This window comes from Pseudomonas sp. GW458-11-26-14-LB4 (genome assembly GCF_059423925.1).
In genome coordinates this window covers 192,742-205,105 of the sequence record NZ_JBWKYU010000010.1, presented here as the reverse complement: position 1 = coordinate 205,105, position 12,364 = coordinate 192,742, and the positions used below count along the sequence as shown (strand labels likewise).

Annotated in this window: 10 protein-coding genes and 1 tRNA gene; 4 read left to right on the top strand and 7 right to left on the bottom strand. The window is 60.3% G+C overall.

Translation table 11 applies throughout. The annotated features are described in order from the left end of the window. Nucleotides 1–400: 400 nt before the first annotated feature. Nucleotides 401–490, bottom strand: a tRNA-Ser gene (locus tag AC07XZ_RS15750). A gap of 307 nt (nucleotides 491–797) precedes the next feature. Here AC07XZ_RS15750 and AC07XZ_RS15745 point away from each other — a divergent pair. From AC07XZ_RS15745 to AC07XZ_RS15735, 3 genes are all read left to right on the top strand, one after another. Continuing rightward, the gene (locus tag AC07XZ_RS15745; RefSeq protein ID WP_011333225.1) at nucleotides 798–1,487 is read left to right on the top strand and encodes a crotonase/enoyl-CoA hydratase family protein; all 690 of its coding nucleotides are present in this window, start codon (nucleotides 798–800) and stop codon (nucleotides 1,485–1,487) included. 216 nt (nucleotides 1,488–1,703) lie between these two features. Next, nucleotides 1,704–2,426, top strand: coding sequence for a 1-acylglycerol-3-phosphate O-acyltransferase (locus tag AC07XZ_RS15740; protein WP_102688302.1), 723 nt, complete (start codon nucleotides 1,704–1,706; stop codon nucleotides 2,424–2,426). A 134-nt stretch (nucleotides 2,427–2,560) separates the two neighbouring features. Then, complete coding sequence (locus tag AC07XZ_RS15735; RefSeq protein WP_085748511.1) at nucleotides 2,561–3,532, top strand: magnesium and cobalt transport protein CorA; 972 nt, start codon at nucleotides 2,561–2,563, stop codon at nucleotides 3,530–3,532. A 39-nt stretch (nucleotides 3,533–3,571) separates the two neighbouring features. On the opposite strand, the gene AC07XZ_RS15730 is transcribed toward AC07XZ_RS15735, so the two are convergent. The 3 genes from AC07XZ_RS15730 to AC07XZ_RS15720 all read right to left on the bottom strand — a co-directional run bounded on the left by AC07XZ_RS15730 (nucleotide 3,572) and on the right by AC07XZ_RS15720 (nucleotide 7,757). Continuing rightward, nucleotides 3,572–4,294 (bottom strand): amidotransferase, encoded by a 723-nt coding sequence (locus AC07XZ_RS15730; protein WP_102688283.1) that lies wholly within the window; start codon nucleotides 4,292–4,294, stop codon nucleotides 3,572–3,574. A gap of 95 nt (nucleotides 4,295–4,389) precedes the next feature. Then, on the bottom strand, nucleotides 4,390–6,534 hold the full coding sequence (locus tag AC07XZ_RS15725) for a 3-hydroxyacyl-CoA dehydrogenase NAD-binding domain-containing protein (protein ID WP_102688282.1): 2,145 nt from the start codon (nucleotides 6,532–6,534) through the stop codon (nucleotides 4,390–4,392). A gap of 17 nt (nucleotides 6,535–6,551) precedes the next feature. Then, complete coding sequence (locus AC07XZ_RS15720) at nucleotides 6,552–7,757, bottom strand: acetyl-CoA C-acetyltransferase (protein WP_085748509.1); 1,206 nt, start codon at nucleotides 7,755–7,757, stop codon at nucleotides 6,552–6,554. 624 nt (nucleotides 7,758–8,381) lie between these two features. Between AC07XZ_RS15720 and AC07XZ_RS15715 the strand changes: the two genes are divergently transcribed. Continuing rightward, complete coding sequence (locus AC07XZ_RS15715; protein ID WP_102688281.1) at nucleotides 8,382–9,167, top strand: c-type cytochrome; 786 nt, start codon at nucleotides 8,382–8,384, stop codon at nucleotides 9,165–9,167. Nucleotides 9,168–9,181: 14 nt separating this feature from the next. Here AC07XZ_RS15715 and AC07XZ_RS15710 read toward each other — a convergent pair whose 3' ends face one another. Genes AC07XZ_RS15710 through AC07XZ_RS15700 form a run of 3 tightly spaced genes read right to left on the bottom strand, consistent with a single transcriptional unit; the run spans nucleotide 9,182 to nucleotide 12,360 of the window. After that, on the bottom strand, nucleotides 9,182–9,991 hold the full coding sequence (locus AC07XZ_RS15710) for a transglutaminase family protein (RefSeq protein ID WP_007959971.1): 810 nt from the start codon (nucleotides 9,989–9,991) through the stop codon (nucleotides 9,182–9,184). After that, on the bottom strand, nucleotides 9,988–10,938 hold the full coding sequence (locus AC07XZ_RS15705; protein WP_007959974.1) for an alpha-E domain-containing protein: 951 nt from the start codon (nucleotides 10,936–10,938) through the stop codon (nucleotides 9,988–9,990). Before AC07XZ_RS15705 ends, AC07XZ_RS15710 begins: the two co-directional genes overlap by 4 nt. A gap of 12 nt (nucleotides 10,939–10,950) precedes the next feature. Further along, nucleotides 10,951–12,360: a circularly permuted type 2 ATP-grasp protein gene (locus AC07XZ_RS15700; RefSeq protein ID WP_085748507.1), complete on the bottom strand. Its 1,410-nt coding sequence runs from the start codon at nucleotides 12,358–12,360 to the stop codon at nucleotides 10,951–10,953. Between the last annotated feature and the right edge of the window lie 4 nt (nucleotides 12,361–12,364).

Sequence of the window (12,364 nt, the reverse complement as noted above, 5' to 3'; positions counted from 1 at the left end):
CAGAGACGGTGAAGGAATCTGCAATTACAGACGGCCAAAAGCACCACTCGGCTTAGTCGCCGGTTAGTGAAAGTTTGAATGGTTTTAGAACTAGACGGTACAACACCAATAAAACTTCCTTATTGGTACACCATTATACCACGAGAATCTTAAAATTGCAATCACATACTCAACAAAAAAGCAAATCATTTCTAAAAATTCCGACAAGTGGAGAAATGGTTTAGAAGTGTTTGATTCGGAGAGAATGGTGAAATGACACGAAATGGATGAGAGAGTACTTGGGGCCGAAATGACGATTCTCACCAAGCACATTCTGATAGGCGGGAGTAATACAATTTAGTAGTACAAACGAAAAACCCCGCGAACTCTAAGTAACTGAATTCACGGGGTTTTCTAAATTTGGCGGTGAAGGAGAGATTCGAACTCTCGATACAGTTTCCTGTATACACACTTTCCAGGCGTGCTCCTTAAGCCACTCGGACACTTCACCGTATCTCTTCAAACATGTTCTGTCTGTCGAGGCGCGCTAATGTAGTCGAAAGCTTTTCTGATGGCAAACTTTTTTTCAGAATTTTCATGCGGTTAAGAGAAAAAGTCGCTTCCACCTTCTAGGGGCCATGGCAATCCGGCCAATCTCGGGTGGGCGCAGCCCTTCTATATAGGTGCGCAGGCGTCAGGCGCGGGGCGTGTTGCAGCGCATCGGCCGGTAAACGGTGACTGGCGGGTCAGTCACAGTGCTTTACCTGACCGGCGACGGTGGGTAACGTCTGCCCATCTTTCTTATAAGGAATTGCGCCATGAGCGACCTGATTGCCTACCACCTCGAAGACGGTATCGCGACCCTGACCCTGAGCAACGGCAAGGTCAACGCCATTTCCCCGGACGTGATCGCGGCCTTCAACGCGGCGCTGGATCAGGCGGTGGCGGATCGTGCCATTGTGATCATCACCGGTCAGCCGGGCATTCTCTCTGGCGGCTACGACCTGAAAGTGATGACTGCCGGCCCTAAAGAAGCCGTGTCGCTGGTGACCGCCGGCTCGACCCTGGCCCGCCGCCTGTTGTCGCACCCGTTCCCGGTGATTGTTGCTTGCCCGGGGCATGCCGTAGCCAAAGGCGCATTCATTCTGTTGTCCGCCGATTACCGGATCGGTGTCGACGGCCCGTTCAGCATTGGTCTGAACGAAGTGCAGATCGGCATGACCATGCACCACGCCGGCATCGAGCTGGCCCGTGATCGCCTGCGTCGCTCGGCCTTCCACCGCTCGGTGATCAACGGCGAGATGTTTGATCCGCAAAGCGCAGTGGATGCCGGTTTCCTCGACAAGGTGGTCGCAGCCGAAGAACTGCAAGGCGCTGCCCTCGCCGCCGCGCGTCAGTTGAAGAAGATCAACATGACTGCGCACAAGAACACCAAGCTGAAAGTGCGCAAGGCGCTGCTGGAAACCCTGGACAACGCAATCATCCAGGATCAGGAGCATCTGGGCTGACACCCGGCTCATACCGATTCAGAAAAGCCCGACCGTCGTGTCGGGCTTTTTCTTACGCGGCTTGTTGAAAACTCCGCGGCAGCTCTAGGACGCCTCTGACCAACAAGTCGGAAACATGCGCTTAAACATCGTCCATCTCCGGACTCTATAGCGGCAATTGCCGAAAACAGTGCACATCCGTACACTGCGCCACCTTTTGTCCCGATGGGCCTGAAAATGCTGTTTGTGTTTCGTATGTTATTGATGGGCCTGCACTTTATTCTGGCGGGGATACTCGGAGTGATCCTCGGGGTGTGCCGGCCATTCAATCCGGACAACAGTCGCCTGTGCGCCCGCCTCTATGCACTGCCGGCCATGTGCATTTTGCGTCTGCGAGTGAAGGCCGAAGTCGGCCCGTTGATGAACAAACCCGACAGCTGCGTGATCATCGCCAATCATCAGTCCAACTATGACCTGTTCGTGTTCGGCAACGTGGTGCCGCGTCGGACGGTGTGCATCGGCAAAAAGAGCCTGAAGTGGGTGCCGCTGTTCGGGCAGCTGTTCTGGCTGGCGGGCAATGTGTTGATCGATCGTGGGAACGCGCACAAGGCGCGCCAGTCGATGCTGACCACCACCGACACCTTGCAGTACAAAGACACCTCGATCTGGGTGTTCCCCGAAGGCACGCGCAACCTGGGTGAGGAACTGCTGCCATTCAAGAAAGGCGCGTTCCAGATGGCCATCGCCGCCGGGGTGCCGATCGTTCCGGTGTGTGTCAGCAGCTACATCAAGCACATGCGTCTGAACCGCTGGCACAGCGGGAACGTTCTCATACGCTCGCTGCCGGCAATTCCTACCGTCGGCCTGACCATGGATGACATGCCCATGCTGATCAACCAGTGCCGCGAACAGATGCGCGAATGCATCGATGCGATGGACCGGCAGCTGCAAGCTGCGTGAAAAAGAAGCCCGCCCTGTGCGGGTTTTCTTTTGCCCGGTGAACTGTGCAGATTTCACTGACTCTCAAGCAGCGACACGGCTAAGCTGAAGCCATGTCTCCCCTGCCATCTGCCAAGAAGAAGTGAATCACCACCATGGGTCGAGTTGTTGCTGCTGCGGTTTACAGCGCCGGTAAGAAAGTCACCAATATTTCCCTCGACGAAGGCGCGGCCTGGGCCGCCAAGACCGGCCACTTCGTCTGGATCGGCCTCGAAGAGCCGAGCGCCCAGGAACTGTCCAACCTGCAACGTCAGTTCAACCTGCACGAACTGGCCATCGAAGACGCCCTGGAAAAGCACAGCCGGCCGAAGCTGGAAACCTTTGGCGACGCGCTGTTCATCGTCACCTACTCGCCGGTGCGCGAACACGGGATTCTGCAGTTCATCGAAACCCACATCTTCGCCGGCAAGGGCTACATCATCACTGCCCGCAATGGCCACTCGGCGTCCTACGCCCACGTCCGCCAACGCTGTGAGGCGCGGCCGCTGTTGTTGGAGCACGGGGAAGATTTCGTACTGTATGCGCTGCTGGATTTCGTGATCGAAAACTATCAGCCAGTGGGCGAAGCGATCCACGCCGAGATCGATGAACTGGAACGCAACGTGTTGTGCAGCGCATTGAATGAATACGACATCCAGAAGCTGCACGGCCTGCGTCGCGACGTCCTGCGCCTGCGCCGTTACGCCGCGCCAATGGTGGAAATCGGCGAAGAACTGCAGAAGCTGAGCTTTCCCTTCATCGACAAGAACATGCGCCCTTACTTTCGCGACGTGCAGATCCACGTGAATCGGCAGATGGAAGATCTGACCACCCTGGCCGATATCGCCAGCCAGACCATCGAAATCGGCGTGTTGCTAGAGGCGTCACGCCAGAGCGTGGTGCAACGCAAATTCGCTGCATGGGCGGCGATTCTGGCGTTCCCGACAGCGGTGGCGGGGATCTACGGGATGAACTTCCAGAACATGCCGGAGCTGAGCTGGCACTACGGCTATTTCGGCGTGCTGGGCTTTATCACGGTCGGCTGCGTGAGCCTGTGGGCGAGCTTCAAGAAATCCGGCTGGCTATAAGAAAAAACGCCCCCGTGTAAAACACGGGGGCGTCTGGATTCAAGCAGCGGTCGGCTTGTGCGCCACGAAACGCATCATCCATTCCGCGACGGTGGTGCCGTGGTGCTGATGCTCCAGACTGGCCACACCCTTACTGTAAACCTGCTCGCCCAGCGCTTCCTGACGCAGATCCAGCAGCGCCCGCGAGTAGTCGTGAATGAATTCCGGATGACCCTGGAAGCACAGCACCTGATCGTTGATGTGGTACGCGGCAAACGGGCAGAAATCGCTCGACGCAATCACCGTTGCATTCTCCGGCAGCGCCGTCACCTGGTCCTGGTGACTGATCAACAGCGTCAGCTCTTCACGCACCGGGCTCATCCACGGCGCCTTGGCCGCCAGTTTGTAGTTGTGGATGCCGACACCCCAGCCTTGCGTGGCGCGCTCGCTCTTGCCGCCCAGCAGCAGCGCCAGCAGTTGATGGCCGAAGCACACGCCGAGCAGTTTGTCGCCGCGCTCATAGCGGGTCAGCAGGTATTGCTTGAGGGTCTGGATCCACGGGTCGGTACCGAACGAGTCGGCCTTGCTGCCGGTGACCAGATACGCATCGAAGATCAGGTCATCACTCGGATAATCGCCCTGCATCACGTTGTACACCGTGAACTCGGCGGCGATCGGCTGTTGCGAGAACAGGCGCTGGAACATCTGCCCGTAACCCTGATATTCATCGACCAGTTCCGGACGCAGGATGTCGGTTTCCAGAATGCAGATGCGTAGCGACATAAAAAATACCTGACACGTGATGGGAATAATGCACACCCCAGAGCCTGCCTTGAAACCCCCCGGCAAGGCAAGCCCCGAAATGCATCCCCAGCCCGTTAGAACAACTCGCCCTTCGCGGCCTTCTCAAGCAGCAGCGCTGGCGGTGCAAAACGCTCGCCGTACTGTTCCGCCAGATACTGTGCCCGCGCGACAAAGTCCTTCACGCCATATTGGTTGATGAACTGCAACGCGCCGCCCGTCCATGCCGCGAAGCCGATGCCGAAGATCGAGCCGACGTTGGCGTCCGCCGTCGACGTCAGCACGCCCTCCTCCACACAGCGCACGGTTTCGATGGCCTGCACGAACAACAGTCGATCACGTACATCCTTCGGTGAAATCTGCCCGTCGGCTTTCTCGAAACGGGTTTTCAGCTCGGGCCACAGATGTTTCTGACCACCCGCCGGGTACTCATAAAAACCGCCTCCCGCTGCCTTGCCCGGCCGCTTGTATTCGTTGAGCAGCAAGTCAATCACGGCGAACGCCGGGTGCTCAATCAGCGGTTTCCCTTCTGCTTGAAGGTCTTTGGCCGTTTGCTGACGGATATGGCTCATCAGGCTGAGGGAAACTTCGTCAGAGATCGCCAGCGGTCCGACAGGCATGCCGGCCTTGCGCGCTTCGGTCTCGATCATCGGCGCGCTGACGCCCTCACCCAGCATCGCAATGCCTTCATTGGTGAAGGTGCCGAATACTCGCGACGTGAAGAATCCGCGACTGTCGTTGACCACAATCGGGGTTTTCTTGATTTGCAGTACGAAATCAAACCCGCGTGCGAGGGTTTCGTCGCTGGTTTGCGCGCCCTTGATGATTTCCACCAGCGGCATCTTTTCCACCGGGCTGAAGAAGTGCAGGCCGATGAACTTGCTTTGATCCGGTACTGCGGTCGCCAAGCCAGTGATGGGCAAGGTCGACGTGTTGGAGGCAATCACAGCGTCGGCGCCAACCATCTGTTGCGCTGCTGCCGAGACCTTGGCCTTTAGTTGACGATCCTCGAACACCGCCTCGATGATCAGATCGCAACCTGCCAGATCGGCATCGCTTTCGGTCGGGTGAATACGCGCCAGCACCGCTTCACGCTGCTGCGCAGACATCTGCCCGCGAGCGACTTTCTTGTCCAGCAACGCCGCCGAATGCGCCTTGCCCTTTTCCGCAGCCGCGAGGTTGATGTCCTTGAGCACCACGTCGATCCCGGCCGATGCGCTGACATAGGCGATCCCGGCGCCCATCATGCCTGCGCCGAGCACGCCCACTCGCTTCGTCACATAAGGTGCCAAACCCTGCGGCCGTGAACCGCCGGCATTGATTTCATTGAGTTGGAACCAGAACGTGCCGATCAGGTTTTTCGAGATCTGGCCGGTGGTCAGTTCGGTGAAGTAGCGGGTTTCGATCAGGTGCGCCGTGTCGAAATCCACCTGCGCGCCTTCCACAGCCGCGCACAGAATCTTCTCCGGCGCCGGCAACGTGCCCTGGGTTTTGGTGCGCAGGATCGACGGCGCAATCGCCAGCATCTGCGCGACTTTCGGATTGGATGGCGTGCCGCCGGGAATCTGATAACCCTTAACATCCCAACGCTGCACGGCCGCAGGATTGGCCAGAATCCAGGCCCGGGCCTTGGCCAGCAGCTCATCGCGATCCGCCGCCAGCTCATCGATCAATCCGGCCTGCAACGCCTGCTGCGGACGGACTTTCTTGCCTTCAAGGAGGTACGGCAACGCCTTTTCGATGCCAAGCATGCGCACCATCCGCACCACGCCACCGCCGCCCGGCAACAGGCCGAGGGTCACCTCCGGCAGACCGAGCTGAACCGACGCATCGTCCAGCGCCACGCGGTGGTGGCAGGCCAGGCAGATTTCCCAGCCACCGCCGAGCGCCGCGCCGTTGATCGCCGCGACCACCGGTTTGCCGAGGGTTTCCAGGGTGCGCAACTGACCCTTGAGGGTCAGCACCATGTCGTAGAAAGCCTTGGCTTCGGGCTTGCCGACCTTGATCAGTTCATTCAGGTCGCCACCGGCGAAGAAGGTTTTCTTGGCCGAAGTGATGATCACCCCGGCGATGTCATCTTTTTCCGCCTGCAAACGGGCGACGCTTTCGGCCATGGCCTCGCGGTACGCCGCGTTCATGGTGTTGGCGCTCTGGCCCGGCATGTCGATGGTCAGGACAACGATGCCGTCCTGGCCTTTTTCGTAACGAATGGCTTGGGTCATGACAGGATTCCTTGGGGTCAGAGGCGTTCGATGATGGTGGCGATGCCCATGCCGCCGCCGACGCACAGCGTCGCGAGGCCGTAGCGCAGGCGCCGGGCTTCCAGTTCATCGAGCAAGGTGCCGAGGATCGCGCAACCGGTGGCGCCCAGCGGATGGCCCATGGCGATCGAGCCGCCATTGACGTTGACCTTGTCCGGGTCGACAGCCATGTCCTTGATGAATTTGAGCACCACCGAGGCGAACGCCTCGTTGACTTCAAACAGGTCGATGTCCTCCACCCGCAGCCCGGCCTTGGCCAGCGCCTTGCGAGTGGCCGGCGCCGGGCCGGTGAGCATGATGGTCGGGTCGGTGCTGGTGACCGCCGTGGCGACAATCCGCGCCCGAGGTTGCAGACCCAACGCACGCCCCTTCGCTTCGGAGCCAATCAGCATCAGCGCCGCGCCGTCGACGATCCCCGAGCTGTTGCCCGGCGTGTGCACATGATTGATTCGCTCGACATGGCTGTAGACCCGCAATGCCGTGGCGTCGAAGCCCATCTGACCGATCATTTCGAAACTCGGCTTGAGCTTGCCCAGGCCTTCAAGGGTCGACTCGGCGCGAATGAATTCATCGTGATCGAGCAGGATGATGCCGTTCTGGTCCTGCACCGGCACCAGCGACTTGCTGAACGAACCGTCGGCCCGGGCGCGGGCAGCTTTCTGCTGCGAGTGCAGCGCGTAGGCATCGACGTCCTGCCGGCTGAAGCCTTCAAGGGTGGCGATCAGATCGGCGCCGACGCCTTGTGGTGTGAAGTGGCTGTGCAGGTTGGTTTGCGGGTCCAGCGCCCAGGCGCCACCGTCGCTGCCCATCGGCACTCGGGACATGGATTCGACGCCACCAACTACCACCAGGTCTTCGAACCCGGAGCGCACTTTCATCGCCCCCAGGTTCACCGCTTCCAGCCCCGAGGCGCAGAAGCGGTTGATCTGCACGCCCGCGACGCTGACGTCCCAATCAGCCACCTGCACGGCGGTCTTGGCGATGTCCGAGCCCTGATCGCCAATCGGCGTGACGCAACCGAGCACCACGTCATCGATCTGGCTGGTGTCCAGCGCCGTACGTGCCTGCAAAGCGGTCAGCAGCCCGGCCACCAGGTTCACCGGTTTGACGCTGTGCAGCGATCCGTCGGCCTTGCCCTTGCCACGGGGCGTGCGTAACGCGTCGAAAATCAAAGCTTGGGTCATGACGTCCTCGAACCTGTGCGGTGAGTGAAATTCGTACTGTCACTGTTGTCTTCGCAGGCCATCGATTCAATGACCACAGCGCTCAATGACGTTGACGCGCACGCTCAGACGGACGGTCATCCGTGGCTTGATTAACCGGTTCAGGTGCGCGAGCTGTCTAGCAAACGGGCGGCAAAGAAGCTGGCAATGGGCCTCATGCCTTTTTAATCGCGACAGGTAGCAAATACATACGAAATGGATCTAAGCGAAGCGTGACGCGGGCCCTAAGGTGAAGATGTACGTCGTTGTCGTCGGGTTTTGCCGAGACAGGCGTTCGCTACAGGAAGTGCAGCGCTTGCCGTCATGGATATGCAGGCAGGCATCAGGAAATAACAAAAAAGGCGGTCAAGCCATGTTCAAACAACCGAAAGTACGGCAAGCAGGGCTCATTCTTTTCGCCACGACGCTGTTGTTGATTCTGCCGAACCTGACCAAGGTCATCGGCTGATTCAAGCGGCAGGTATTGTTTATCGCCACTGAAAATGTGACTGGCCCGCTACCCGGGCCAGCGTGGCTGTGCCAACCTTTGCGCACTTCCACGACACGGACGGCGATCACTTGAAAACGCTCATTCTATTCGGGGCCATGCTGCTGAGCATGCCCCTGTCTGCCGCGCAGCTGAATCTGGAGCTGGGCGCGAACAGCCGCACCTGGCAGACCGAGGAGTTGCTCAAGCATCCTCAGGTACAAACCCTCACGGTCAAGAATGATGTGTCCTACAAGAAGGACATGACTTTTCGCGCCGTACCGATGGCCGCGCTGCTGACCGGCATCAAACCGGACGATCACCTGCAAGCCGTGGCACTGGATGGTTTTGCCGCAGAGCTGTCCGCCGCACCGCTACTGAACGACAAAGGCTCACGCGCCTGGCTCGCCATCGAAGATCCGGCGCAACCCTGGCCGCCGCTGTCGGAAGGCAAGCACAGCGCCGGGCCGTTCTATCTGGTGTGGACCGATCCGCAGGCCGGCAATATCAGCCCGGAACAATGGCCGTTCGAAGTGGCGAGCATCAAGCGCATGGCGCCGGTGGCCGAGCGCTTCCCTGCCCTGCTGCCGGATCCTGCGTTGAAGGCCGATGACCCGGTGAATCAGGGTTTTGCGCTGTTCCAGAAGAACTGCCTGGCCTGCCATCGCCTGAATGGCGCGGGCGATGCGCAGTTCGGGCCGGACCTGAATATTCCGTACAACCCGACCGAGTACTTCGGCGCGGACTTCCTCAAGCGCTACATTCGCGACCCACAGAGTCTGCGTCAGTGGCCGCAAGCGAAGATGCCAGGGTTTTCTGCCGAGGTGTTGCCGGATGCGGATCTGCAGAAGCTGATCGGGTATTTGCGGCACATGGCCGGGCGCAAGGTTGAGCCGGCCAAGTAATCCAATTACGCCGCTTACTGCTGCTGCACCGAGATGATTGGCGCTGGTGTCGGCGACACCAGCACTTTCGCGTGCATCTGCTCTGAGCCGCCGCCCCGGCGCATGCCGCGCACCGGGCAGGCATCCAGATAATCCAGACCCACCGCCAGTTTCAGGTGCCGCTCCGGCCGCGCCAGTTCATTGGTCACGTCAAAGCTGTACCAGGCGTCATCGATCCAGGCTTCGGCCCAGGCGTGACTGGCCAGATGCTCGCAATCCTCGCTGTACAGATAGCCCGACACATAACGTGACGGCACTCCAAGGCTGCGCGCGCAGGCGAGAAACGCGTGGGCGTGATCCTGGCAAACACCCGCCCGGCCGGCAAACGCCTCGGCGGCACTGGTATCGACTTCGGTGGCGCCCGGCTTGTAGGTCATGTGCTGGTTCAGGCCATGCATCAGGTCGATCAGTGCATTGCGGTCACGTCGTTGCTTGCAGGATTTTTCGGCAAACGCGCGCAGCGCCTCATCAGCCTCGGTCAGCCGGGTGAAACGCAGGAACGGCAGCGCCGACTGACTCTCGTGCTCGGCTTCTCGCAACTCGTCGATATCGACCTGCCCCCGGGCGCCGATGATGATCGCTTCGTGAGGCTCGTCCATGGTCAGGACGTGCAGAATGTTGCCGAACGGATCGAGCTGGGCGCGCACCGGGCGCGGCAGGTCGAGCTGCCAGCTCAGCACGTGCTGACGCTCGCTGTCGTGGGGCGTCAGGCGCAGGTACTGGATGCTCGCGCGCACCTGATCTTCGTAGTGATAGGTGGTCTCGTGGCTGATGGAAAGTCTCATGCGGCCTCCAGGTAGGAACTGTGAATGGCGTTGCCCAACTGGCGCACCAGCGGGATGAATTCGGTGAGCCAGGCGTGCAGCCCTTCCTCAAGGATTTCTTGAATACCGGTGTAGCGCAGACGCGCGTCCATTTCCGCCGCCAGCCGTTGCGCGGGACGACCGTTGGCCCCCGGCAGTTGCGCGAGAATCTGGTCGATCTCTTCCGTGCAGGCCCGCAGCGAACGCGGCACGTCGGCGCGCAACAACAGCAGCTCGGCCACATGCCGGGCGCCGGGCGCATCGCGATAGATCTCGGTGTACGCCTCGAACGACGACAGCGCCCGCAACAGCGCACTCCACTGGTAATAGGCGTGGGCCGTGCCGTCGCTGACCGCTTCGGCCTGATCGCCGGCCATTTCGTAGCGGGCATCGAGCAGGCGCAACGTGTTGTCCGCCCGCTCGATGAACGTACCCAGGCGAATGAAACGAAACGCGTCGTTGCGCATGATGGTGCCGTAGGACGCGCCCCGAAACAGGTGCGAACGTTCCTTGATCCACTCGCAGAAACGGCTCATGCCGTAGCGGCTGAGGCCCTGATTGGCGATCCCACGGATCTCCAGCCAGGTGGCGTTGATGTTCTCCCACATGTCGGCAGTGATTCGCCCGCGCACCGCATGGGCGCTGGCTCGCGCCGCGCCGAGGCAGCTGTAGATGCTCGCCGGATTCGCCGCGTCGAGGGCGAAGAAGTGCAGCAAGCGCTCGGCATGCAGCTCTCCGTGACGTTCCAGGTAATCGTCCAGCGTGCCGGTGATCAGCAGAGGCATCGCCAGTTCGTGCAGGCCGTCGCCACGGCCGTCCTGCGGCATCAGCGACAGCGAATAGCTGACATCGAGCATCCGTGCGAGGTTTTCCGCCCGCTCCAGGTAACGCGACATCCAGTACAGATCCGAGGCAGTTCTACTTAACATGGCAGGCTTCCTTCAATCCTCGACCACCCAGGTGTCCTTGGTTCCGCCGCCCTGGGATGAGTTCACCACCAGAGAGCCTTCACGCAGGGCGACACGGGTCAAACCGCCGGGCACGACCCGGGTTTCGCGGCCGGACAATACGAACGGGCGCAGGTCGATATGGCGCGGCGCAATGCCGTTTTCGACAAAGGTCGGACAGGTCGACAGCGACAGCGTCGGTTGCGCGATGTACGCGTGGGGCTTGGCCTTGATCCGCTCACGGAACGCATCGATTTCCGCGGTCGTCGCCGCCGGCCCCACAAGCATTCCGTAACCGCCGGAGCCCTGGGTTTCCTTGACCACCAGCTCCGGAAGATTGGCCAGTACATGGGAAAGTTCAGACGGATTGCGGCATTGCCAGGTCGGCACATTCTTCAGGATCGGTTCTTCGTCGAGGTAGAAACGGATCATCTCGGTAACGAACGGGTACACCGATTTGTCGTCCGCCACGCCGGTGCCGATCGCATTGGCCAGCACCACATTGCCGGAGCGATAAGACGACAACAGCCCCGGCACGCCCAACATCGAGTCCGGACGGAACGCCAGCGGATCGAGGAATGCGTCGTCGAGGCGGCGGTAGATCACGTCCACGGCTTTCGGGCCGTCGGTGGTGCGCATGAAGACTTTGTCGTCGCGCACGAACAAGTCCGCACCCTCCACCAGCTCCACGCCCATTTCCCGGGCGAGAAACGCATGCTCGAAAAACGCGCTGTTGAAGCGTCCCGGTGTCAGCACCACCACACTCGGGTCGTCGATCGGGCTTGAGCTTTTCAGGGTGTCGAGCAGCAGGTTCGGGTAATGGTCGATCGGGGCGATGCGCTGGGCCGCGAACAGTTCGGGGAACAGGCGCATCATCATCTTGCGGTCTTCAAGCATGTAGCTCACACCGCTCGGCGTGCGCAGGTTGTCCTCGAGCACGTAATACGTGCCGTCGCCGTCGCGCACCAGATCGACGCCGGAAATGTGCGAATAGATATCGCGGTGCAGATCCAGTCCCTGCATCGCCAACTGATATTGCTCGTTGGCCAGCACCTGTTCGGCGGGAATGATCCCGGCCTTGATGATGCGCTGCTCGTGGTAAAGGTCGGCGAGGAACATGTTCAACGCCTTGACCCGCTGGATGCAGCCGCGCTCGACGATCCGCCACTCGCTGGCGGGAATGCTGCGCGGAATGGTGTCGAAGGGAATCAGGCGTTCTGTCCCTTGCTCGTCCCCGTAGAGCGTGAAAGTGATCCCGGCACGATGGAACAGCAGATCGGCCTCGCGCCGCCGCTGGGCCAGCAGTTCGTCAGGCGTTTCGGCCAGCCAGCGGGCAAACTCCCGGTAATGCGGGCGGATCTGGCCGCCGGCATCGTACATTTCATCAAAATAGGTGCGGATCATGCCG